This window comes from Vibrio sp. NH-UV-68, from assembly GCF_042940635.1.
GTDB classification, from domain to species: domain Bacteria; phylum Pseudomonadota; class Gammaproteobacteria; order Enterobacterales; family Vibrionaceae; genus Vibrio; species Vibrio pacinii.
The window spans coordinates 1,021,353-1,044,588 of record NZ_CP134975.1; the positions used below are offsets into that span (position 1 = coordinate 1,021,353).

Sequence of the window (23,236 nt, forward strand, 5' to 3'; positions counted from 1 at the left end):
AAACAACTCAGTTGAGTGAAATCAGAGGCTATTTATTGAGGTTACGAACGGTGCTTCGTTGAACAATCTCAGGGTGCATTTCAAAGATGCGTTTTTCGTGCTCTTTATCTTTAATGCGCTCAAGCAAGATCTCAAATGCGTTCTTACCCACACGACGTTTTGGTTGGTGAACCGTTGTGAGTGGTGGAGAGAAATATTCTGCCAGTTCGATATTGTCGTAGCCAATCACAGAGATGTCTTCAGGGATACGAATACCTTTCTGCTGCAAGCGACTCATCAGACCGAGTGCCATGGTGTCATTGAAACAGAAAACAGCGCTTGGTTTCTTATCCATTGCAACGATTTGATCCGCGGCAAGAACAGCGGTATCACATTCAAAGTTGCCTTCTAGGATCCAATTTTCATTTACGCTTAGATTGGCTTCAGTCATGGCCCGCTTAAAGCCACGGATGCGCTCTTGACAGGCGGCCTTCTCGAAATGTCCACTTAGGCAAGCGATCTCTTTATGACCGTGGTCAATCAGGTATTTGGTCGCTAGATAGCCACCTTCTTCGGAATTATCAATGATTTTATCTGCTTGTGAGCTTTCAGGGCCCCAATCCATTACCACTTTCGGAATGTCTTTGTGGCGATCAAGCATTTCACTCAACTCTTCGGTCAAGTCGGAACACATCACCAAAATGCCATCGACGCGCTTTTCTGCGAGCATGCGAATGTAGTCACGTTGCTTTTCGTAAATACCACCCGTGTTACACAAGATCAGTGTATAACCTTGACGATAACAGTAACTCTCGACACCATCGATAACTTCAGAGAAGAAAAGGTTGGTTGATTGAGTGACGAGCATGCCGATGGTTCGAGTTGTGTTGCATTTTAAACTACGAGCAACGGCACTCGGGGCGTAATTTAGCTCAGTAACCGCTTCCATTACTTTTTCTTGAGTCGTTTCAGCTACAAATCGCGTTTTATTGATTACGTGAGAGACGGTGGTCGTTGATACACCAGCGAGGCGAGCAACATCTTTAATAGTGGCCATAGGTTTTGTCCTGTCGATGACTGCCACAAGGTTATATCCTAATTTAGAATATCGAGGCAGAAGTACCAGAAACACAAAAACCGCTCTTAACTAGCGGTTTGTATTTTAGTCGTTAATTTTTTATCGTTTTCGGTCACAATTTTAGACCGCAAACGTCATTAGGGCAAACAAAAAACGCGCAAAGGGCATGCCTGAGTTCACAACGTTTTTTATTCATCACCAATTAAGTAGTGGCTATCGAGTTTAAGGAACGCTTCGGTCAAACTCGCAATCGCAGCATAGAAACCAAATTGGTCCAGTTTTTGACACTTCGCAACGAACTGTGGCACCCAACTCAACAAATGGGCCTGAATAAATTGCGCTTGTTGGATTAACGCGTCTTCAAGGTGACGTTGTTGCTCAAGCTCATTGGAGCGGATAATTAAATGACCTAAGAAATCGAGTACGATAGCGATATGGTCGACAGGCTCATTGAGTCCGTGTTCAACTGAGACGCCATGCTCGTTCATTAACGCTTCTAACTCTTTGGCGGGGGTGTCATTAAGCAAGCCATTTTTGCCAATATACATAGAGGCGTAAGGCAGCGCAGAGTCTCGGTCAGACTTTAAGAACAGGTCGCAAAAGTCGGCTGCTAATTCCAATTGAGAATCTTCCCTGTCGATCAGGCGATTGAGTGCATCAACCACACGCTCAACGGCGGGCTTCAGCTCGGCATTTTCTCCTAACCCTGAAAGAAAAGAGCGAATTTGAGCAGAATGATATTGCTGTAAGTTCTCCTCGGTCAGTTCTTTTGCGAACAGGCTCGACAACCACCAATAGATTTCGGCGCGTTTTTCATTAAATGCTTTAGTTTCTTGCACTAGGGGCTACTCCTAAAATAATTACCTATTAGTGTAACCAATAAAAATGAATAGCGATAATGGCTCATATGTCAGCATAAGAGTAGATATGAAAGATTATGAATAAAGGAGTGGGTTTGTCTTGAATCAAGAAAAAATCATCTTTCTTGGTTTTACTCTCATGTTTACTAGAAATGTGACTATTTATGAATAGAATAATTGGTAGACCCATGACCAATGCAAATAAAGTGGTGTAGATGAGCTATCATGTCCTCGTTGTAGAAGATGACGCAGTGACGCGCAATAAGCTAGTTGGATACTTTCAACATGAAGGTTACCAAGTGAGTGAGGCCGAAAGTGGCCAACAAATGCGTGAAGCACTCAGTAATAACGCGATTGATCTCGTGATGCTAGATATCAATCTTCCCGGTGAAGATGGGTTGATGCTAACACGTGAGCTTCGCAGTCAATCTAACATTGGAATTATCCTGGTCACAGGACGCACGGATAGCATCGATAAAATTGTTGGCTTAGAGATGGGGGCAGATGACTACGTGACTAAGCCTTTTGAACTACGTGAACTCTTAGTACGAGTGAAAAATTTATTGTGGCGTATTGCCTCGGCGCGAGACTCAAGCGATAAAAGTAAATCATCAGCAGGTAATGATAATATAGTTTGCTTCGGTGATTGGACGTTTGATATTCAACGCCGCGCTCTAAGTCGCAATGGTGAGCCAGTTAAACTGACTAAAGCTGAGTATGAATTGCTGGTGGCATTGTCGAGCTACTCGAATCAGGTACTCAGTCGTGAACGTATTCTGAATATGATAAGCCATCGAGTTGATGCGCCGAATGATCGTACCATTGATGTCTTGATACGTCGTATGCGTGCCAAGATGGAGTTTGATCCTAAGAATCCACAAATCTTTGTTACGGTTCACGGTGAAGGGTATATGTTCGCGGGTGATTAGGTGGCTATCACTGATTAAAATGACCGATAAAAAAGACCGTGGCATGCCACGGTCTTTTTTATCGGTGAGGTTTAGACTTGGCTCTCGGCTGATTGGAGCGCCTTTTGTTCGTAATCAGATGCCCAATCACGCAGTTTTTGCCACAAGCGGCCTAAGGTTTCATGCCAGTAGCGTTCCGTTTGCTCAAGGTATTTCCCTTTGGGCGTATATTTTTCCCATGCTTGGGTAATATTCGACTGAGCTAAATAATTGGTCGGTGCTGGGTAAGGTTTTAAGCCGGCCGAGTGGAACTCATGTAACGCGCGCTTCATATGGCTCGCTGACGTTACGACCACCAACTGTTTAGTGGTGACGAAAGCGGCTGCTTGACGCGCTTCTTCCCACGTGTCTTTGGCGGTTTCGAGCAAAATGATGTCTGATTTAGAAACCCCAAGGGCGAGGGCGACTTTCGCCATCATTCGCGCGTTACTGACTTCCGAGCCTCCGGCATAGCCTGATAAAATCAGCTTAGAGCCTGGGTATATGCGCATAATACGAATCCCTTCCGCAAGTCTCATTAATCCGGTCCGGCTGAGCTCGGAAGTGGGAGGAATTTTATCATCGACGACATGCCCGCTGCCGAGCACCATGACATAGTCTATCGATTCATCAACAGGGAAGAATGCGGAATATTGCCGTTCAAGTGGCATTAACAGACGTGAAGACACAGGCTGGAATGCGATAAGGAAAATACCGATAAAAGCGAAGAGAACAACAAAGCAGCCACTCTTCTGCTTGCGAGTGAACATGATCAACATTAAGCCGAACAGGCCAATGATTAATAGGGCTGGCAGCGGCATAAGTAAGGAAGACACTACTTTTTTCAGCTCAAACATACTAAATAGTCCGAAAAAACATCAATTGATTACATTTTAAGAGAAAGCCTCTTTATTCCTGCTTTTCTTGTGACAGAATAGCAGCACGATTAGACATGATAACTCAAGCCGCTGTGACTGAAGACCGTAATTTCGACGATATTGCCCACAAATTTGCAAAAAACATTTACGGCTCTGACAAAGGCGACATTCGTCAAGTCATTGTTTGGGAAGATCTTCAACAGATACTCAAGCTGGTTGAAAGGGATAAGCAAGCGTTGAACATCCTTGATGCAGGCGGTGGCTTAGCCCAAATGTCGCAAAAGCTTGCTAAACTCGGACATCAGATTACGTTATGTGATCTATCTTCTGAAATGCTGCAATTGGCACAGCAGGATATTGCAAATAATCGCCTGCTTGAGCAGTATCGTTTCATTCATTCGCCAGTTCAATCTATTGAGCAACACCTTACTAGTAAAGTGGACGTTGTCCTGTTTCATGCGGTGATGGAGTGGCTTGCCTCTCCTAAAGCTGCGCTTGAAACTGTGCTTGATCAGGTTAAACCCGGCGGTATGGCCTCTGTGATGTTCTATAACCATCATGGTTTGGTCTACAAGAATGTGGTGTGTGGCAATATTCCTCATGTACTCGAGGGCATGCCTCATCGCAAAAGATTTAAGTTACAACCACAAAAAGGCTTAAAACCAGAGCAAGTCTATCAATGGATAGAAGACGCTGGTTTCTCAATTTGTGGCAAGTCTGGTATCCGTTGCTTTAACGATTACATCGGTAATCAACAGTATATGGGTGACTACCAGCCTGAAGATGTGTTGGCACTAGAAAGACAATTGTGCAGACAAGAGCCCTACCTCTCGTTAGGCCGATACATACATGTATGGGCAAAGAAGAACAATAAGCAGGACTAACAATGAGTGAGATGACTCTAAATGCTGCAGAGCAGCCGCTCGACGAATTGGTCGGCTGGGTTAAACAGCACGATTTCTCATTAAATCTCTCTAATGAGCGCTTAGCATTCCTGATTGCGATTGCGGTACTCAGTAATGAAAGATTTGATGAAGAGCTGGGTGAGGGTGAATTGCACGATGCGTTCACCATAGTAACGCGCCTGTTTGAACAAACAGGAAAGGCGTCGGCGTTTCGCGCCAACAACGCCATCAATGAGATGGTTAAACAACGTTTAATCACTCGCTTTACCAGTGAAGTGAACGAAGGGGCAAGTATCTATCGCTTGTCTCCGTTGGCTCTGGGGATCACGGATTATTACGTTCGTCATCGCCAATTTTCAAAGCTAAGACTTTCTATTCAGCTCTCTATGGTAGCGGATGAGATGGCTAAAGCGATTGAATCGGCTCGTCAAGGCGGTACCGCTGGTCACTGGCGTAAAAATGTCTACGGCGTACTCAAATACTCTGTAGGTGAAATTTTTGACCAGATTGATCTTAATCAGCGAGTCATGGATGAGCAGCAACAATCGGTCAAAACTCAGATCGCAGAGCTTTTGAATAAAGATTGGCGCGACGCGATCAATAACTGTGAAGCTCTGTTGTCTGAAACATCAAATACCCTCAAAGAGCTGCAAGATACATTGCAAGCTGCGGGTGATGAGTTACAAACCCAGATCCTCGATATTCAAGAGCTAGTTTATGGTGATGATGAATTAGAATTTATCGCAGAGACCTTGTTTGGTTTACAGATGAAACTTGATCGCATCACTAGCTGGGGGCAACAGACGATTGACCTATGGATTGGTTATGATCGTCATGTGCATAAATTTATTCGAACCGCGATTGATATGGATAAGAACCGAGCGTTCAGTTCGCGTTTGCGTCAATCGGTAAAAGATTACTTCGATATGCCTTGGTATCTCACTTATGCAGATGCCGAGCGCCTAACTGATCTTCGTGATGAAGCGTTGGTCCTTCGAGATGATGAAGTGACTGGCCAAGTCCCACTTGACGTGGAATACGAAGAGTTTCAACAGGTCAACGATGAGCTATCTGAACGTATTGGTAGCATGTTAAAAGTTCACAAGCATAACGGGACGCCAATTGATCTCGGCTTGGTACTACGCGACTACTTAGAACAACATCCTCAGACTCATCATTTTGATTTAGCACGAATTGTTATCGACCAAGCGGTGCGTCTCGGTTATTCCGAGTCAGACTATCAAGCCGTTCAACCTGACTGGCAAGCGATCAACAATTACGGTGCAAAGGTACAAGCAAATGTCATCGACCGATATTAATGAATACATGTCAGATAACCTGGCAAAAGCGATTTCAAACCCACTGTTCCCTGCGTTAGATAGCATGCTCCGCGCAGGGCGCCATATCTCAACGGAAGATCTCGACAACCATGCGTTGTTGTCGGACTTTGAAATCGAATTATCCTCTTTTTACCAACGCTACAATACCGAGCTTGTTAAGGCGCCAGAAGGTTTCTTTTATCTGCGCCCACGTTCGACAGCTTTAATTGGTCGTAGTGTCCTGTCTGAGTTAGACATGTTGGTGGGTAAGGTACTGTGTTTTCTTTACCTCAGCCCAGAGCGCTTGGCGCATGAAGGTATCTTTACTAACCAAGAGCTGTATGAAGAACTGCTGGCTTTGGCAGATGAAGCCAAGTTAATGAAGCTTGTGACCAACCGAGCAAGCGGCTCTGATCTCGATAAAGAAAAGCTGTTTGAGAAAGTCCGTACGTCGCTGCGTCGTTTGCGTCGTCTTGGCATGATCATCAACATCGGTGAGACCGGTAAATTTAGTATTAGCGAATCGGTGTTTCGCTTCGGTGCCGACGTGCGTGTCGGCGATGATATGCGTGAAGCGCAGCTCCGATTGATTCGCGATGGCGAAGCGGTCGTGCACACCAAAGAACCGAATCAAGGCAGTCTGTTAGAGCAAACCGATGAAGAACAAGTCGAAGAAGCAATGATTAAAGAGGATCAAGCATGATTGAACGTGGTAAGTATCAATCGTTAACCATGGTCAACTGGAACGGCTTCTTTGCCCGTACTTTTGATATTGATGGCCTGGTCACCACGCTTTCTGGTGGTAACGGTGCGGGTAAGTCGACCACTATGGCGGCCTTTATTACCGCCCTGATCCCTGATCAAACTCTGCTTCATTTCCGCAATACCACGGAAGCGGGCAGCAGCCAATCTTCACGTGACAAAGGTTTGTACGGCAAGCTGCAAGCGGGGGCGTGTTATGCCGCGCTTGATGTGGTTAACTCGCGCAATCAACGCTTGTTATTTGTGGTAAAGCTGCAACAAGTGGCAGGCCGAGATAAGAAAGTCGACATTAAACCGTTTGTTATTCAAGGGCTGCCAAGCCATGTGAAACCGACCGATGTGCTGATCGAGAGTGTGTCTGATACTCAAGCTCGTGTGCGTCAAATTAACGAAGTCAAACAGTCGGTCGCTCAATGGGAAGAAGTACAATTTAAAACTTTCTCGTCGATTGTGGATTACCATGCGCAGATGTTTGAGTACGGCGTGATTCCAAAGAAATTGCGTAACTCAAGTGATCGTTCGAAGTTTTATCGCCTGATCGAAGCATCACTCTATGGTGGTATTTCAAGTGCCATCACTCGTTCGCTGCGTGATTACTTGTTGCCACAAAATGGTGGGGTTAAGAAAGCCTTCCAGGATATGGAGTCTGCGCTGCGTGAAAACCGCATGACGCTCGACGCGATTAAAACCACTCAAGCTGACCGCGATCTGTTCAAACATTTGATCGCCGAATCGACCAATTACGTCGCCGCAGATTACATGCGTCATGCTAACGATCGACGCAATAAGCTTGATCAGACACTATCTTTGCGCTCAGAGCTGTTTAGCTCACGCGAGACATTGCTTGAACAAAACACCTTACTTAATCGAGTTCAAGAACAACTAGAACTGTTGGTTGAGTCTGAGTCGTCCTTAGAGCAAGACTACCAAGCCGCGTCTGATCACTTGCAATTGGTGCAAAATGCGTTGCGTCAGCAAGAGAAAATCGAACGTTATCAAGAAGATCTTGAAGAACTCAGTGAGCGTCTTGAAGAACAAATGATGGTGGTTGAAGAAGCGCAAGAACGCGTGATGATGGCGGAAGAGCAAGCCACGATTTCAGAACAAGAAGTCGATAGCTTAAAAACACAGTTGGCTGATTACCAGCAAGCGCTTGATGTCCAGCAAACACGTGCATTGCAGTACCAACAAGCGATTCAGGCTTTGAATAAAGCTCAACAATTGTTGGCTGATGATAGCTTGAGTGCTGACACCGCCCAGGCGCGTTTGGCTGAGTTAAAAGCCCAAGAAGCACAGCACACCACTGCGCTTCTTGCGACCAAGCATAAATTGGATATGTCGTCTGCGGCCTCTGAGCAATTTGAAACAGCGCTCGCGTTAGTTAAGAGTATTGTCGGTCAGGTTGAGCGTCATGACGCTGCGACAAAAGCTTTCGCTGCGATACAACAAGGGCGAGATGCACAGCAACTGCTGCAAAACGAATCCCAATGGCGCGCGCAGCATCGTGATATTGAACGTCGGCTACACAAGCAGCGTCAGACCCAAGAATTGGTCAACAATTACCAAAAACAGCACCAGATTGAGCTCAATGACGAGTTGGCTTTTGAACAAGAGCGCGAACGTCATGCCATGCACATTGAGTCTTTGCAATTGGCGCAAGAAGATCTGCGTGAACAGCGCAGTGACCAGCGTCGGGTCGAACAAGATGTGAGCGCTGAAATAAACAAGTTTGAGGCCATAGCGCCAAGCTGGATTGCGGCCAACGACGCATTAGAATCGCTTCGAGAGCAAAGTGGTGCTGATCTTTACGATAGCCAGTCCGTGATGAGTCACATGCAAGTGGTGCTTGAGCAAGAAAAGCAACAGTCGGTGGCAAAAGATAAGTTGGCTGAACGTCGCAATCAACTCGACAACGAGATTGAGCGCCTCGCGTCTCCGGGGGGATCGAATGATCCGCGCCTGAAGGGACTTGCCGATAGCTTAGGCGGTGTTTTGCTGTCTGAGATTTACGACGATATTACCATTGAAGATGCGCCATATTTCAGTGCCATGTATGGTCCAGCTCGCCACGCGATCGTTGTGTCTGACTTGTCAGGTATCGAAGAGAAATTGGTTGAGCTTGATGACTGTCCAGAGGATCTGTACATCCTAGAAGGGGATGTCGATGCCTTTGATGATAGCTCCTTTAACGCCGAAGAGCTTGAAGGTGCAGTGTGTGTTCGCATGAACGATCGTCAAATGCGTTATTCGCGTTTGCCTGACATACCTCTATTTGGTCGTGCGGCGCGTGAGCAGCGTTTAGAGTTGCTGCGTAACGAGCGCGAAGATGTGGTCGAGCAGCACGCCAAAGCGTCATTTGACTCACAGAAACTGCAACGCTTATATCAAGCACTGAACCGTTTTGTCGCACAACACATTCAAGTCGCGTTTGAAGCGGATCCTGAGCAGGCACTGGCGATTGCCCGTGACAAGCGCAATCAAGTGACGCGCCAGCTGGCTGATATTGGTAGCAAAGAACAGCAGCAGCGCAGTCAGTTAGAAGCATGCAAACAAGCGTTAAACGATCTCGACAAGATAGCGCCAAATATGGCCTTGATTGAAGAGGACACCTTAGCGGCTCAGTTTGAAGAACTTGAGCACAGTTTGAGCGCGCTTTCTGAAGCGAAAGCCTTTGTTGATCAGCATGGCAAAGCGCTTGCTGAACTGGATAAAATCGCCTCTTCTCTCAATACTGACCCTGAGCAATTTGATGTGCTGGCTGCTGAATACCAAGCGGCCGATCAAGCGCTACAGCAGTTGAAACGCCAAATTTTTGCCTTGGCCGATTTGGTTGAGCGTCGTCATTACTTTACTTATTCGGATTCGGTGGATTTACTCAACAAGAGCAGCGAGTTGAGTGAGCAGTTGAAGGCGAAATTGGTTGAGGCGGAGCGTGCTCGTACGCGTTCACGTGATGAACTCAAGCAAGCACAAAGTCAATTGAGTCAATATCACCAGTTGCTTGCATCGCTCAAGAGCTCACACCAAGCCAAACAGGAAACTGTGCAAGAGTTCAAGCAAGAACTGCAAGAGTTCGGTGTCACTGCGGACGAGGGCTCGGCAGAACGCGCTTTACGCCGTCGCGATGAGTTGCAGGAGCGTCTGCATACCTCACGCACGCGTAAGAGTGAATACGAACGCAGCATTACGTCAACTGAACTTGAAATGAAAGCGCTGGCTAAGCGTTTGAAGAAAGTGCAGAAAGAGTATGTTGAACTGCGTACTTTCGTTGTTGCAGCGAAAGCGGGTTGGTGCTCAGTGCTGCGTTTGGCACGTGAGAACGATGTCGAGCGTCGTCTACATAAACGTGAACTTGCCTACCTGTCTGCGGATGAACTGCGTTCAATGTCGGATAAATCGCTAGGGGCACTGCGCCTTGCTGTTGCCGATAATGAGGATTTGCGTGATGCGCTGCGCTTATCGGAAGACAATGCTCGCCCAGAGCGTAAAGTGCTGTTTTATATTGCCGTCTATCAACATCTGCGTGAACGTATTCGTCAAGATATTATTCGCACTGATGATCCAGTCGAAGCGATTGAAGAGATGGAAGTTGAGCTAGCGCGGTTGACTGAAGAGCTTACGCAACGTGAAAACCGCTTGGCGATCAGCTCTGAATCGGTTGCAAGCATCATTAACAAGACCATTCAGCGTGAGCAAAACCGTATTCGTATGCTTAACCAAGGCTTGTCTAATATTTCTTTTGGTCAAGTGAAAGGGGTTCGTCTCAACGTTAAGGTGCGCGAAAGCCACGAGGTGCTACTCAACGGTTTATCCACACAGCAAGAGCAGCATAAAGACCTATTTGAGTCTACGCGCTACACCTTCTCGGAAGCGATGGCGAAACTGTTCCAACGTGTTAATCCACATATCGATATGGGTCAACGCTCACCGCAGGTTTTGGGTGAAGAGTTACTTGATTACCGCAACTACCTTGAACTCAGTGTTGAAGTAAGCCGTGGTTCCGATGGTTGGTTACAAGCCGAGTCTGGCGCACTATCAACGGGTGAAGCGATTGGTACGGGTCAGTCGATTTTGTTGATGGTTGTGCAAAGTTGGGAAGAGGAGTCTCGTCGCTTACGCAGTAAAGACATAGTGCCATGTCGTTTATTGTTCCTTGATGAGGCGGCGCGTTTAGATACTAAGTCCATCTCAACCCTGTTTGAGCTTTGTGATCGCCTAGATATGCAGTTGCTTATTGCCGCGCCAGAGAATATCAGCCCTGAAAAAGGCACGACGTATAAGCTAGTACGGAAAGTGTTTAAGGATCACGAGCACGTTCATGTGGTCGGCTTACGTGGCTTTGGGCAAGAGGTCAAAGCAAAAAGTGAAGTTCAACAGCTCGTTGAAGAGTTGTAAAGCCAATAAAAAAGCCCGTGATAAACGGGCTTTTTTTACATTGGAACCAAGATTAGTTGGTGACTTCTTTAGCAAAGATACCAAACTGCTTCGCCGCATAGGCAACACGCTCAGCAGGTTTGGGGTATTCAGCGGGTGAGCCCAAGCTTTCAATATGATGTAAACGAGGCAATAACCCGGCACCGTTAGCTATTTGAATCGCAAGTCCAGGACGCGCGTTAAGTTCTAACACCATTGGGCCTTCGTCTCGGTCGAGTACCATATCCGTCCCCATGTAACCCAGCCCTGTCATCTCCCAAGCACTGGATGCCAGAATCAACAAACGCTCCCAATGAGGGACCTGAAGTGTTGAAAGGTCTTTACCCGTATCAGGGTGATGCGTGACAGGATGATCAAACTGCACGGCACGCACCGCACGACCCGTTGCGATATCGATGCCGACACCGACCGCGCCTTGGTGAAGGTTCGCTTTGCCGTCTGAAGCCGACGTCGAGCAGCGCATCATTGCCATTACAGGGTAGCCTTTGAATACGATAATTCGTACGTCAGGCACGCCTTCAAAACTAAAACCATCAAAGCAGCTATCAAACTTGATTAGGTTTTCAACGACGGCCACATCGTTTTTGCCACCAAGAGAGAAAAGCCCCGCCAGTGCATTACTGATGTGGCGCTCAACGCCTTCTTTATTGATGGTCGCGCCTGAAGGCTTGGTATAGACGCCATCTTTGTGCGAGGTGATCACCAAGATGCCTTTGCCACCACTGCCTTGTGCTGGCTTGATGACAAAGCCTGGCCAGTTTTTAACCATGTTATGGACGGTTTTCACTTCAGCTTGATTACTGATCACACCAATCAGCTCAGGTGTGGTGGCGCCATGTTGCTGAGCAATGATTTTTGTCTTGAGCTTGTCATCCACCAATGGGTATTTGGAACGATCATTGTAGCGACCAATATAGCTATGGTTACGCTTGTTCATCCCCATGATGCCTTTATGACGGAGCTTACTTGGCGAAGTAATACGAGAAAACATAGTTAGTCCTCCGCAAGTGGCTTAAAGCGACGTAGCTCTGTCAGGCGGTAACCTGTGTAAGTACCTAGCAATAAGATGCAAGCTAAAACAATTAGTTGTAGTCCAATAAAGTTAAAGGTCAGGTGTTGGATAAATGGATTGGTCATGGCTAAGTAGACCAGCACCGCGGTGAGCAGTGATCCACCGCCTTGCAGTACCACTTCTTTTGCACCTTCCTCTTCCCATAGAATCGACATACGTTCGATAGTCCATGACAAAATAATCATCGGGAAGAAGGTGATGGATAAACCTTCGGTTAGGCCAATCTTAAATGCGACGACGGTGAAGACCGATATGATCATAATCACCGTGATAATCACCGCGGAGATCCGCGCCACCAGAAGTAGATTGAGTTTAGAAAGATAACTTCGTATCACCAGTCCGGTGCCGACAATGAGCAAGAAACCGACAATACCTGTGACGAGCTGAGTTTGGACAAAAGCTACCGCGATAAGAACCGGCATAAAGGTGCCAGAAGTTTTAAGGCCGATAATCACCCGCAAGAACACAACAATCAGTGCGCCAATAGGGATGAGCATAATCGTCTTGAACATCGCTTGCTCTTCGAGTGGCAAACTATGAATTGAGAAGTTAAGTAAGCCATCCGCTTCGACTTTGTCTACCGTCGCTTGGGTAGGTGTGACCTCTAGAGCAATCATCGAAAAATGGACTTGGCTGTTTTGCCCACCAATCAGATCGAGCAATGATACGTTTGATTCGTCCCAAACCAGAAGGTTATCGGCAATAACTTGATTGATTTTATTCGGGTTGAACAAAATCCAGTTGGTCCCATCCCATACTTGATTCATATGCTGAATCGTTTGACGACGACGACCATCTTCTAACTCAATAACACCGACAATCTTGTTGGGAATTTTAGCATAAGAAAGCAGTGCATTGACCGCATCGACTTTAGACATGGTGTTGAGGACGAGCGATGCGTTCTGACTGTCAGAGTCATTGAACGATTTGATCAACTCACGGGTAAAGGTGATGTCATCGGCTGAACGTTGGTTAGCCAGCTCAATCAAAGCAATCGCGGCGGCTTCTACTGGGCCTTCAAAGGTTGGTGCAATGATCTCACCACTTGGTGGAATCGGATCTACTTTTGCCTGTGGGTCAACCAAGAACTGAGTTTTATAGTAGATGGTTTGTGGGCCTGTCGCTTGACGGATAGACCACTCGGCTCGGCGGCCAGTTTCAGTTTCAAGGTAAGAGACACCGTAACCAGGCGAGGAAGAAGATTCGCTAATCAGAGTAAAGCCCGTTTGAGTATGAGGAGCCGCAAGTGAGGCTTTAACAGGTTTGGCTTGGCCATTAAACTCAATGCGCGCTTCAATGTCCCAGACTTGGCGCGTTTCCCCTGGAGTCCAAGGAACACCATAACTTTGGTGACGGAACATGCTCAAGGCGATGCCCGCTAAGATCAGTAAAATGACTGATACATAAAAAGGAATTTTAGACGTCATAAACTCACGCTACCGTTATTAATTTTTAGGAGTATTCGCATGGATATATTTTTGACTTACGTCAATGATCGCAATGTCTCGAATAAACTCACGCCCTAGCAATACAGGATGACTCATTTGAGAGCGATCTGCCAAGGTAAATTGCGCTTTTTCATGGATTTTTCCGAGCTTGACCCATAACTCAACCACGGCTCTTCTCTCAACGTCATCATTACTAGATTGACGAATTTTAACGAAACGAACAATGGGGGCTTCGATCCAATTTGAGTCGTCCAGTGGCGTTTCACCGTCAGAGAGGTGAAAACGTACCCAATTTTTGCCGTTGCGTTCGAACTCTTCAATATCAACCGCATTGAGAGAAGAGGTGGCAGCGCCGGTGTCGATTCGAGCATCAAACACCTGCTGGATTTTATCGATGGTGACTTTCTCAACTTCGCCCAGCAGTAGTTCATTTCTTGGTGGGGTCGGCACGGCAGGCATGGTTTGAACCTGAGCCGCTTTCTCGGCTAAGCACTGCTTTTGTAAAGATTCATATTTGAAGTCTGACAGTTCTTGCTCTAAAGCGGTTAAACGTTCTTCTAAGCTCTCGATGTAATCATTTTGGTTACTGATATGGGCATCAAGATTCTGGTAGTGGTTAGTCAGGTTGCTTTCAGAAGACTTAATCGCGGCTAACGTCTCTAGATGGTATTTTTCACTGTTGGTAAGGGTACAGCCGGAAAGCAGTATCAGGGCCAATACGGGGATAGATCTTGTAAACATTGATTCGCCTAAGTCAGGTTGAGATTTTGCAAATGTGGAGTCAAGCCAATCTCTATGTCACTTTATCGAAGAGCATACGTTCAGTTCCATAATGATCTGATTCTCAAGCGATAAATACAATAAAGGATGCAATAACAGCATCCTTTATTGTAAAAGGGAATCACTCACAGAGGAATCGATTTGATGCTCACTTGAGTTAACTCTTTGTCAATTCACATCGGTTAAGGTTTTTGTGCAACCAAAATCGCTCTTCTGGGGGCTGGGTGACCCTCAACGGTTTTGTTTGGATCATTGGGATCGAGGTAATCTGGCAACGAATTGTGGGTCATCCAGTCAGTCGTGCGCTGCTCACCGGTGGTGGTGGTATTTTCATCAACGATGCGAACATCAATAAAGCCCACTTGCTCTAACCAAACCTTTAACGCTTTGGCAGAAGGGAAAAAGTAGACATTACGCATTTGTGCATAACGATCAACCGGAACCAATACCGAGGTTTCGTCGCCTTCAATGACTAACGTTTCCAGTACTAATTCACCTCCAGACACCAACTGATCTTTGAGTTGAATCAAGTGATCCAGCGGTGAACGACGGTGATACAAAACACCCATGCTAAACACGGTATCGAATGCTTCGAGCTTAGGTAATTGTTCAATACCCAGCGGCAACAAATGTGCGCGCTGATTGTCGCCCATCAGCTTACGTATCGCTTCAAACTGAATCAGGAACAGATGGGATGGATCGATGCCCACCGTCAGACGCGCCCCTTCGCCTAACATACGCCACATGTGATAGCCGTTACCGCACCCTACATCAAGGACACTGCGATCTTTCAGTGGAGAAATATGCGGTAAAACACGATCCCATTTCCAGTCACTGCGCCATTCGGTATCAATATGGATACCATGAACCGTGTATGGGCCTTTACGCCACGGGTGAAAAGTACGTAACAGGCTTTCGAGCTTTTTAAGTTCACCGCTGTGGAATGGTGTGTCGTTGGCGATAGTCACCGAGTTTTTTAAATCCACTTGATCAGGTGAGCCTTCAGGGATCTTATTGAGTGCCTTTAACCAGCGAGCGAAATCACCATGCTCAGTATTTTGCCAATCGGTTAACTGTTGAGGTAATACGTTTAGCCAAGGCTGGAGACGTGTGTCTTGTGCAATCAATTGGTAGAAATTTGCAAAGTTAAACATAGTTTTTCACTGCTAGATAAATTAAAAATTTGACTCAAATGGCTCAGCGTTCAATCACGCGTTATCGCATCATTTTATCGCGAACATTGACCCGAAGTTAAAGCATTGGAACCAGACGTCGTAACTGGTGAAGCCAATTTGTGCAAAGCGTTGTTTGTGTTCTTGCTTAGAGTCAGGTCGCATGACATTTTCGATTGCACTGCGTTTTTGACTAATTTCGAGCTCGCTATAGCCATTGGCACGCTTAAAGTCGTGATGTAAATCGACAAGCAGTTCATTGGCCATTTTATCTTCAAAGACAAATTTTTCTGACAGGATCAAAATGCCACCAGGGCGTAAACCGGCGTAGATCTTTTTCAATAAGGTATATCTGTCTTCTGGGGACAGAAACTGCAGCGTGAAATTGAGTACCACCACAGACGCATTGTCGATTTCAATATCACGAATATCCGCTTCGACCACATCAACGGGGGTATCGCTGCGGTAGGCATTAACGTGTAATTTGCAACGCTCGACCATGGCTGACGAGTTATCGACCGCGATGATCTGACAGCCTTCTTGTTTGATATGGCGGCGCATAGAAAGGGTTGCGGCACCAAGCGAGCAACCTAAATCGTAGATATTGGAGTGCGGTTTGACAAATCGTTCTGCCAGCATGCCAATCGCCGAGATGATGTTACTGTAGCCAGGAACAGAGCGCTGAATCATGTCAGGAAACACTTCTGCAACGCGTTCGTCAAAGGTGAAATCACCAATTTTATCGATAGGAGCCGAAAAAATAGTGTCGGGATTGCTTTTCGGGTTCATAGCTCAGTTCTCGTAACATGCCAACGACAGGGGATATTGCCTGCCACTAAAAAAGGCGCGTATTTTATGGGAAATTTACCGCGCTGTCATGCATTGACGGTGAATCAATCAAAACATCGAAATTTGCCGTTGGCCGCTTTGAGCCGGGAAAGGCGCTAAATCGGGTAACGTGACACTTTTTTGTAGCTGTTGATATAAACCGGCGGCAAGTTCGGGGGCGACAATATTATCGGCGGTATGAATCATGACATAAGGCTGCTTTCCCTCGGCTATCCATTGTGGCAATTTGCGTAGCCAGGGGGCGAAAAATTCATAATTAAACTGCTCTTGTGGGTGACCGATAAAACGAACCATGGGTTGCTGGGCGGTCGCTATGGCATGCACTGGGACTTTGGGCTTTTTCATTTGCGCATCGATAATTGCTTCGTTATCAGGTTTGGCGGCAAACACTGGGCGACTATCCATAATGATTCGGTCGTATCCTCGCTCGATAAGCCACTGATTTAAAGCTTTCTCTGCATCACCTTTGGCAAAAAATGCCGGATGACGAACCTCAATACCTAGCGGGTAATCTGGCGGGAATAGCGTGCAAAACTGTTGTAGCTGCGCTAAATGTTCTGGGCCAAACGCGGCAGGCAACTGAATGGTCCACTGGCCAATTCTCTCATGCAAAGGCTGCATCACTTGCATGAAGCTTTTTAGCTCAGCTTGACAGCCGCGCAACATTTGCTGGTGGGTGATGCTTTGCGGCAGTTTAAAGGTAAAGCGAAACTGATCGTGAGTGGCGTTATACCAATTACGCACGGTCGTTGGGTTTGGGGTGGCATAGAAGGTCGTGTTGCCCTCAACGGTATGGAAGACGCGCGCGTATTTCTCAAGTCGTTGATTGGCCTGAGTACCCTTACCATAAAAGCTGTGCTGCCAGTGATTGTGCGACCACATCGTCAGGCCGAATCTGATGGGTAAATCGTCCATAGTGCCCCTATTCACCGTTGGTTTGAATTGGATCTATCAGAGCTTTGCCGAACCGACCTTTTAAAGGCTATAATCAGCGCCATTCAATTGTCTGTGTAGTGCTTTTACCGCTTTATTGGTTTAAAAAGCATCAACAGATGATAAATCGCAATAAATTGTACGTTGAATAGTCGATCTAAACTGACTTTCAGCGTATAAATGGAACTTTGCTCTATCGGTAAATCTATCACTGATAGAGAGTAATCAACAAATTTAAAGAGATTGGGAAATTCATTATGCGTACCCATTACTGTGGTCATCTGAACAAGTCCCTTGCAGGACAAACTGTAGAACTTTGCGGCTGGGTTAACCGTCGTCGTGATTTAGGCGGTCTTATTTTTATCGATATGCGAGATCGTGAAGGCGTTGTTCAGGTAGTTGTCGATCCAGATATGGCAGACGCACACGAAGTGGCCAATACACTTCGTAATGAATTCTGTATCAAGTTAACGGGTGAAGTACGCGCTCGTCCAGAAAGCCAAGCCAACAAAGATATGGCGACTGGTGAAGTTGAAGTTTTGGCCACAGGCCTTGAAATCATCAACCGTTCTGACGCACTGCCATTAGACTTCAACCAAAAGAACTCGGAAGAACAGCGTCTAAAATACCGTTACCTAGATCTACGTCGCCCAGAAATGAGTGACCGTATTAAACTGCGTGCTAAAGCGTCAAGTTTTGTGCGTCGTTTCCTTGATGACAACGGCTTCCTTGACATCGAAACTCCGGTACTGACCAAAGCAACGCCAGAAGGCGCTCGTGATTATTTAGTACCAAGTCGTGTTCATAAAGGCAGTTTCTACGCGCTTCCTCAATCTCCTCAGCTATTCAAACAGCTGCTAATGATGTCTGGTTTTGACCGTTACTACCAAATCGTTAAGTGTTTCCGTGATGAAGACTTGCGTGCTGACCGTCAACCAGAATTCACCCAGATCGATATCGAAACGTCATTCATGAGCGCTGATCAAGTTCGTGAAGTAACGGAAAACATGGTTCGCGATATGTGGCAAGAGCTGCTTAACGTCGACCTAGGTCAATTCCCAGTGATGCCATTTAGTGAAGCGATTCGTCGTTTTGGTTCTGACAAGCCTGATCTTCGTAACCCACTTGAGCTTGTTGATGTCGCTGATCTTGTCAAAGACGTCGAGTTTAAAGTTTTCTCTGGCCCAGCGAATGACGAGAAAGGCCGCGTTGCAGTAATCCGTGTTCCGGGTGGCGCATCTCTTACTCGTAAGCAAATCGACGGTTACGGTGAGTTTGTTAGTATCTACGGCGCGAAAGGTCTGGCGTGGATGAAGGTTAACGACCGCGCTGCAGGCATGGAAGGTATCCAATCTCCAGTAGCTAAGTTCCTAAACGAAGACGTAATCAACGCCATTCTAGAGCGCACTGAAGCAGAGTCTGGCGATATCATCCTATTTGGCGCCGACAAAGCGGGTATCGTTGCAGAAGCACTTGGTGCACTACGCCTGAAACTGGGTAAAGATCTAGAGCTAACCAACCAATCTGCATGGGCTCCGTTATGGGTTGTTGACTTCCCAATGTTTGAAGAAGATGACGAAGGTAACCTCCATGCGATGCACCACCCATTCACCGCGCCTTTGGGTGTGACAGCGCAAGAGCTGAAAGCCAACCCAAGTGCGGCAAACTCTAACGCGTACGATATGGTTCTTAACGGCTATGAAGTTGGTGGTGGTTCGGTACGTATCCACAACGCAGAAATGCAAGCAGCGGTATTTGATATTCTAGGTATCGAAGCTGACGAACAGCAACTGAAATTCGGCTTCCTACTGGATGCATTGAAGTTTGGTACGCCACCGCACGCAGGTCTTGCATTTGGTCTTGATCGCCTAGTGATGCTGCTATGTGGTACAGAGAACATCCGTGATGTTATCGCATTCCCGAAAACAACAGCAGCGGCGTGTCTACTCACAGACGCTCCAAGCCTAGCGAACCCAGCGTCGCTTGAAGATCTATCGATTGCGGTTAAAATTGCAGAGAAAAAACAATAAGCTTAATCGCTTACTTTCTTTGAAGATTTAACAACGGCGCTTCACTTGAAGCGCCGTTTTTTTGTTCGTCATTGCCCAAGCGAGCAACGAATGATCTGGAATCTAGGATTGGGTGTGCTTTCGATAAGGGCTGAAGTTAGATGTTAATCTCTTGCCACTCGCCCGGTTGTAAATCTCCCAGAGTAAGATCTCCCATCGAATAGCGAATCAAGCGCAGGGTCGGATAGCCGATATGCGCGGTCATGCGTCGCACCTGACGGTTACGTCCTTCAATAATGGTAATAGCAAGCCAGGTGGTCGGGATATTGGCTCGAAAACGCACTGGCGGATTACGTTGCCAAACGTTGGGCGCATCAATACGCTCGATTGTCGCTGGCAGAGTTAGGCCATCTTTGAGTTCAACGCCCTTACGCAGTTTATCAAGGTCAGCTTCGCTCGGTGCGCCATCAACCTGAACCCAATAGGTTTTCGGGGATTTTGATTTGGGTTGGGTCAACTTTGCTTGCAAAATTCCGTCATTGGTCAGCACCATTAAGCCTTCACTGTCTCTATCGAGGCGGCCTGCGGCATACACGTCTTTGACCTCAATATAATCGGCCAAGGTTTTTCTACCATCGCCATCAGTAAACTGGCTTAAGGTGTCAAAAGGTTTGTTAAAAAGGATAACGCGTCTTTCTGCGGCTGAGATTTTCGGTTTTTGACTCACAGGCTTGCGACGACGTTTGGTCGAACTGTTGGCCATTGAAGAACCGGATTTACTGCGTTTAAAACCAGATTGGGACTTGGTGTTAGAATCGGATGAGAAGTCCCGACGTGATGGTGGTGGCATGTTAACTACCTTGCAAAAATGTGAATAAAGTGTGTTTGAAAGTTTCTTATATATCCAATTTAAGCTATCATTTGCGCGCCAAAAAACAGGATTGTCGAGCAAGATGATAGACTATTATCTTGTTTTTGTTTAATTATAATTAATCGCTCTCATGGACGTCACTGGTCAGTGGCAAAAACAATAAGAGACGGATAAATCGCAACAAGTGGGGAGATGAAGTATTCAACTTGTTAGCGGCCATTCACACAAGGCTACTCATCCGATGGCTTTGTTAGAACAATAGGGAAATTTCATGCCTACAGAAAAACCTACAATCATTTACACCATTACAGATGAAGCTCCTGCACTAGCAACGTATTCGCTACTTCCGATTATTCAATCGTTTACTGCTTCTTCTGGCATTGATGTTGACACTCGTGACATCTCTCTAGCTGGGCGTATTCTTGCTAGTTTCCCAGAACATTTGACTGAAGAGCAGCGCATTGGTGATGCGCTAACTGAACTTGGTGAATTGGCAAAAACACCACAGGCAAACATCATTAAGCTACCTAACATCTCTGCTTCTATCCCACAGTTAAAAGCGGCGATCAAAGAACTTCAGGACAAAGGCTACAACTTACCAAACTATCCTGCAGAGCCGAGCACCTACGAAGAAGAAGCGATCAAAGCGACCTACGACAAGATCAAAGGTAGTGCGGTAAACCCAGTACTGCGTGAGGGTAACTCTGACCGTCGCGCACCGCTGTCAGTTAAGAACTACGCCAAGAAAAATCCTCATTCAATGGGCGCATGGTCTGCGGATTCTAAATCACATGTTTCAAGCATGGCTGATAAAGACTTCTTCGGTAGCGAAAAATCAGTCACGCTTGATGGCGCAACAGAAGTTAAAATCGAGTTTGTGGCTACCGATGGCACGGTAAAAGAACTTAAAGCGCCATTTCCAATCCAAGATAAAGAGATCATCGACAGTGCGGTACTGAACAAGAACGCACTCGTAGAGTTTTTCGAACAGCAAATTGAAGAAGCGAAGCAGCAAGACGTGCTACTGTCACTGCACATGAAAGCCACCATGATGAAGGTGTCTGACCCTGTGATCTTTGGCCATGCGGTTAAAGTTTACTATAAAGATGTATTTGCAAAATATGGAGAACTCTTTACGCAACTAGGCGTCGATGTCAGCAACGGTATTGGTGATGTGTACGCTAAAATTCAAACCTTGCCTGCTGAGCAAAAACAAGAAATTGAAGCTGCGCTGCAAGCGGTATATCAAACTCAGCCACCATTAGCCATGGTGGATTCTGACCGCGGTATTACTAACCTCCACGTACCGAGTGACATTATCGTTGATGCTTCTATGCCTGCGATGCTGCGTTCATCCGGTCAAATGTGGGGACCTGATGGTAAGCAGAAAGACACCAAAGCAATGATCCCAGATCGTAGCTATGCTGGTATCTATCAAGCGGTAATTGATTTCTGTAAAGAGAATGGCGCTTTTGATCCAACCACTATGGGCAGCGTGCCAAATGTTGGTCTAATGGCGCAAAAAGCCGAAGAGTACGGCTCTCACGACAAGACATTTATTCTTGATGCGGCAGGCTCTGTGCGCATTGTTGACACGTCAGGGAAAGTACTGCTTGAGCAAGCGGTCGAAGAAGGTGATATCTTCCGTATGTGTCAGGTGAAAGATGCGCCAATCCAAGATTGGGTTAAACTTGCTGTCACTCGCGCTCGTGCTACTGGTGTTCCAGCGGTATTCTGGTTAGACGAAAATCGTGCGCACGATGCGGAGCTGATTAAGAAAGTTAACGCTTACTTACCTGAGCACGATACCGAAGGGCTAGAAATTAAGATTCTGGCACCACTTGAAGCGTGTCAGTACTCGTTGGTTCGTATCAAGCAAGGCCTAGACACTATTTCAGTGACGGGTAACGTTCTTCGTGACTACCTAACTGACCTGTTCCCAATTCTAGAACTCGGTACTTCGGCGAAGATGCTTTCAATCGTGCCGCTGATGAATGGTGGTGGTTTGTTTGAAACCGGCGCGGGCGGTAGTGCACCGAAACACGTGCAACAAGTTGAGAAAGAGAACCACCTACGTTGGGATTCATTGGGTGAATTCTTAGCATTGGCTGCGTCTCTAGAGCATTTAAGTACGGTGACGGGTAACGCTAAAGCCAAAGTGCTTGCTGATGCGCTAGACAAAGCGACAGGTGAGTTCCTCGACAATAATAAGTCACCATCGCGCCGTGTTGGTGAGCTTGATAATCGTGGTAGCCATTATTATCTTGCGACTTACTGGGCTAAAGCGCTTGCTGAGCAAACTCAAGATGCTGATCTTGCTGCCGAGTTTGCGCCAATTGCTCAAACACTGGCAGAAAACGAACAGCAAATCGTTGCTGAGCTCAATCAAGCCCAAGGTGTGCCTGCTGATCTAGGGGGTTACTACTCACCGGTGTTTGAAAAGGTATCAGCCTTGATGCGCCCGAGTGCGACCTTGAACGCGATTATCAACCGATAATAAATACGCTGAAACTAAAAAACCCGCTGCCAAGCGGGTTTTTTTATCAACAACCGGTTTTTTATCAGTAACCTAAGTCAGTTGGCAGCGGTTATTTTGCTGAGTGGGCTTCCACTGGAACCACGGAGCTTGCGTGATAACCTTTTGGCCCTTCTTCCACTTCAAAACTTACTTGTTGGCCCGCTTTCAGAGTACGATAACCGTCCATTTGAATCGTTGAATAGTGCGCAAACACATCTCCGTCTTCTCCCTCTGGACAGATAAAACCAAATCCTTTGGAGTTGTTAAACCATTTTACTGTACCTGTAGCCATGCTTTACATCCCTCATGCATTGTGTCTGTAACGTTGTTAAGTGTTTACTTATCATCCTTAGTAAACAGAAAGTGAATATCCATTCAGCCGCTGCCAAATTTTGAGTCACTATTTGACCAATGTAGCCAAT

At 46.4% G+C, this 23,236-nt stretch carries 18 protein-coding genes; 7 read left to right on the top strand and 11 right to left on the bottom strand.

Annotation, left to right across the window (positions count from 1 at the left end; all coding sequences use genetic code 11):
• Nucleotides 1-28 precede the first annotated feature (28 nt).
• Both purR and torD read right to left on the bottom strand, forming a co-directional pair.
• Entirely contained in the window at nucleotides 29-1,036 is a 1,008-nt protein-coding gene (purR, locus tag ViNHUV68_RS04785) for an HTH-type transcriptional repressor PurR (RefSeq protein ID WP_038176908.1), read from the bottom strand.
• 209 nt (nucleotides 1,037-1,245) lie between these two features.
• On the bottom strand, nucleotides 1,246-1,896 hold the full coding sequence (gene torD / locus ViNHUV68_RS04790) for a molecular chaperone TorD (protein ID WP_391089606.1): 651 nt from the start codon (nucleotides 1,894-1,896) through the stop codon (nucleotides 1,246-1,248).
• Nucleotides 1,897-2,132: 236 nt separating this feature from the next.
• Between torD and torR the strand changes: the two genes are divergently transcribed.
• Nucleotides 2,133-2,846: a two-component system response regulator TorR gene (torR, locus tag ViNHUV68_RS04795; RefSeq protein WP_391089608.1), complete on the top strand. Its 714-nt coding sequence runs from the start codon at nucleotides 2,133-2,135 to the stop codon at nucleotides 2,844-2,846.
• Nucleotides 2,847-2,917: 71 nt separating this feature from the next.
• Here the strand turns inward: torR and elyC are convergent, their stop codons facing one another.
• Nucleotides 2,918-3,721, bottom strand: a complete 804-nt coding sequence (elyC, locus tag ViNHUV68_RS04800; RefSeq protein ID WP_038176905.1) for an envelope biogenesis factor ElyC — start codon at nucleotides 3,719-3,721, stop codon at nucleotides 2,918-2,920.
• 113 nt (nucleotides 3,722-3,834) lie between these two features.
• On the opposite strand from elyC, the gene cmoM reads away from it, so the two are divergent.
• Genes cmoM through mukB form a run of 4 tightly spaced genes read left to right on the top strand, consistent with a single transcriptional unit; the run spans nucleotide 3,835 to nucleotide 11,123 of the window.
• Entirely contained in the window at nucleotides 3,835-4,626 is a 792-nt protein-coding gene (gene cmoM / locus ViNHUV68_RS04805; protein ID WP_038177247.1) for a tRNA uridine 5-oxyacetic acid(34) methyltransferase CmoM, read from the top strand.
• 2 nt (nucleotides 4,627-4,628) lie between these two features.
• Nucleotides 4,629-5,966: a chromosome partition protein MukF gene (gene mukF, locus ViNHUV68_RS04810; protein ID WP_391089610.1), complete on the top strand. Its 1,338-nt coding sequence runs from the start codon at nucleotides 4,629-4,631 to the stop codon at nucleotides 5,964-5,966.
• Nucleotides 5,947-6,669 (top strand): chromosome partition protein MukE, encoded by a 723-nt coding sequence (mukE, locus tag ViNHUV68_RS04815; protein ID WP_038176903.1) that lies wholly within the window; start codon nucleotides 5,947-5,949, stop codon nucleotides 6,667-6,669. The genes mukF and mukE overlap by 20 nt, the downstream gene beginning before the upstream one ends.
• Nucleotides 6,666-11,123: a chromosome partition protein MukB gene (gene mukB / locus ViNHUV68_RS04820; RefSeq protein WP_391089612.1), complete on the top strand. Its 4,458-nt coding sequence runs from the start codon at nucleotides 6,666-6,668 to the stop codon at nucleotides 11,121-11,123. The genes mukE and mukB overlap by 4 nt, the downstream gene beginning before the upstream one ends.
• 52 nt (nucleotides 11,124-11,175) lie before the next feature.
• Here mukB and ViNHUV68_RS04825 read toward each other — a convergent pair whose 3' ends face one another.
• The 6 genes from ViNHUV68_RS04825 to ViNHUV68_RS04850 form a co-directional block, all read right to left on the bottom strand.
• Nucleotides 11,176-12,153, bottom strand: a complete 978-nt coding sequence (locus ViNHUV68_RS04825; RefSeq protein ID WP_038176900.1) for an alpha-L-glutamate ligase-like protein — start codon at nucleotides 12,151-12,153, stop codon at nucleotides 11,176-11,178.
• A gap of 2 nt (nucleotides 12,154-12,155) precedes the next feature.
• On the bottom strand, nucleotides 12,156-13,661 hold the full coding sequence (locus ViNHUV68_RS04830) for an inactive transglutaminase family protein (protein WP_038176899.1): 1,506 nt from the start codon (nucleotides 13,659-13,661) through the stop codon (nucleotides 12,156-12,158).
• 18 nt (nucleotides 13,662-13,679) lie between these two features.
• Nucleotides 13,680-14,423 (bottom strand): ATP-dependent zinc protease, encoded by a 744-nt coding sequence (locus tag ViNHUV68_RS04835; RefSeq protein ID WP_038176897.1) that lies wholly within the window; start codon nucleotides 14,421-14,423, stop codon nucleotides 13,680-13,682.
• A gap of 221 nt (nucleotides 14,424-14,644) precedes the next feature.
• Nucleotides 14,645-15,616 carry a tRNA 5-methoxyuridine(34)/uridine 5-oxyacetic acid(34) synthase CmoB gene (gene cmoB / locus ViNHUV68_RS04840; protein ID WP_038176894.1) on the bottom strand — a complete coding sequence of 324 codons (972 nt, stop codon included), beginning with the start codon at nucleotides 15,614-15,616 and terminating at the stop codon, nucleotides 14,645-14,647.
• A gap of 69 nt (nucleotides 15,617-15,685) precedes the next feature.
• Nucleotides 15,686-16,423, bottom strand: a complete 738-nt coding sequence (gene cmoA / locus ViNHUV68_RS04845) for a carboxy-S-adenosyl-L-methionine synthase CmoA (RefSeq protein WP_038176892.1) — start codon at nucleotides 16,421-16,423, stop codon at nucleotides 15,686-15,688.
• 108 nt (nucleotides 16,424-16,531) lie between these two features.
• Nucleotides 16,532-17,398, bottom strand: coding sequence for a DUF72 domain-containing protein (locus ViNHUV68_RS04850; protein ID WP_038176891.1), 867 nt, complete (start codon nucleotides 17,396-17,398; stop codon nucleotides 16,532-16,534).
• Nucleotides 17,399-17,673: 275 nt separating this feature from the next.
• Between ViNHUV68_RS04850 and aspS the strand changes: the two genes are divergently transcribed.
• Nucleotides 17,674-19,446, top strand: coding sequence for an aspartate--tRNA ligase (gene aspS / locus ViNHUV68_RS04855; RefSeq protein ID WP_391089615.1), 1,773 nt, complete (start codon nucleotides 17,674-17,676; stop codon nucleotides 19,444-19,446).
• A gap of 136 nt (nucleotides 19,447-19,582) precedes the next feature.
• Here aspS and ViNHUV68_RS04860 read toward each other — a convergent pair whose 3' ends face one another.
• Nucleotides 19,583-20,275 carry a pseudouridine synthase gene (locus ViNHUV68_RS04860; RefSeq protein ID WP_038176887.1) on the bottom strand — a complete coding sequence of 231 codons (693 nt, stop codon included), beginning with the start codon at nucleotides 20,273-20,275 and terminating at the stop codon, nucleotides 19,583-19,585.
• A gap of 292 nt (nucleotides 20,276-20,567) precedes the next feature.
• On the opposite strand from ViNHUV68_RS04860, the gene ViNHUV68_RS04865 reads away from it, so the two are divergent.
• Nucleotides 20,568-22,793: an NADP-dependent isocitrate dehydrogenase gene (locus ViNHUV68_RS04865; protein ID WP_391089617.1), complete on the top strand. Its 2,226-nt coding sequence runs from the start codon at nucleotides 20,568-20,570 to the stop codon at nucleotides 22,791-22,793.
• 91 nt (nucleotides 22,794-22,884) lie between these two features.
• Here the strand turns inward: ViNHUV68_RS04865 and cspD are convergent, their stop codons facing one another.
• Nucleotides 22,885-23,106 carry a cold shock domain-containing protein CspD gene (gene cspD, locus ViNHUV68_RS04870; RefSeq protein ID WP_038176885.1) on the bottom strand — a complete coding sequence of 74 codons (222 nt, stop codon included), beginning with the start codon at nucleotides 23,104-23,106 and terminating at the stop codon, nucleotides 22,885-22,887.
• Nucleotides 23,107-23,236 lie beyond the last annotated feature (130 nt).

Excerpts from the sequence above, each read along its gene's own strand:
- purR (WP_038176908.1), bottom strand. The coding sequence starts at position 1,036 with ATGGCCACTATTAAAGATGTTGCTCGCCTCGCTGGTGTATCAACGACC.
- torR (WP_391089608.1), top strand. The coding sequence starts at position 2,133 with ATGAGCTATCATGTCCTCGTTGTAGAAGATGACGCAGTGACGCGCAAT.
- elyC (WP_038176905.1), bottom strand. The coding sequence starts at position 3,721 with ATGTTTGAGCTGAAAAAAGTAGTGTCTTCCTTACTTATGCCGCTGCCA.
- mukF (WP_391089610.1), top strand. The coding sequence starts at position 4,629 with ATGAGTGAGATGACTCTAAATGCTGCAGAGCAGCCGCTCGACGAATTG.
- mukE (WP_038176903.1), top strand. The coding sequence starts at position 5,947 with ATGTCATCGACCGATATTAATGAATACATGTCAGATAACCTGGCAAAA.
- mukB (WP_391089612.1), top strand. The coding sequence starts at position 6,666 with ATGATTGAACGTGGTAAGTATCAATCGTTAACCATGGTCAACTGGAAC.
- ViNHUV68_RS04825 (WP_038176900.1), bottom strand. The coding sequence starts at position 12,153 with ATGTTTTCTCGTATTACTTCGCCAAGTAAGCTCCGTCATAAAGGCATC.
- ViNHUV68_RS04830 (WP_038176899.1), bottom strand. The coding sequence starts at position 13,661 with ATGACGTCTAAAATTCCTTTTTATGTATCAGTCATTTTACTGATCTTA.
- ViNHUV68_RS04835 (WP_038176897.1), bottom strand. The coding sequence starts at position 14,423 with ATGTTTACAAGATCTATCCCCGTATTGGCCCTGATACTGCTTTCCGGC.
- cmoB (WP_038176894.1), bottom strand. The coding sequence starts at position 15,616 with ATGTTTAACTTTGCAAATTTCTACCAATTGATTGCACAAGACACACGT.
- cmoA (WP_038176892.1), bottom strand. The coding sequence starts at position 16,423 with ATGAACCCGAAAAGCAATCCCGACACTATTTTTTCGGCTCCTATCGAT.
- ViNHUV68_RS04850 (WP_038176891.1), bottom strand. The coding sequence starts at position 17,398 with ATGGACGATTTACCCATCAGATTCGGCCTGACGATGTGGTCGCACAAT.
- aspS (WP_391089615.1), top strand. The coding sequence starts at position 17,674 with ATGCGTACCCATTACTGTGGTCATCTGAACAAGTCCCTTGCAGGACAA.
- ViNHUV68_RS04860 (WP_038176887.1), bottom strand. The coding sequence starts at position 20,275 with ATGCCACCACCATCACGTCGGGACTTCTCATCCGATTCTAACACCAAG.
- ViNHUV68_RS04865 (WP_391089617.1), top strand. The coding sequence starts at position 20,568 with ATGCCTACAGAAAAACCTACAATCATTTACACCATTACAGATGAAGCT.
- cspD (WP_038176885.1), bottom strand. The coding sequence starts at position 23,106 with ATGGCTACAGGTACAGTAAAATGGTTTAACAACTCCAAAGGATTTGGT.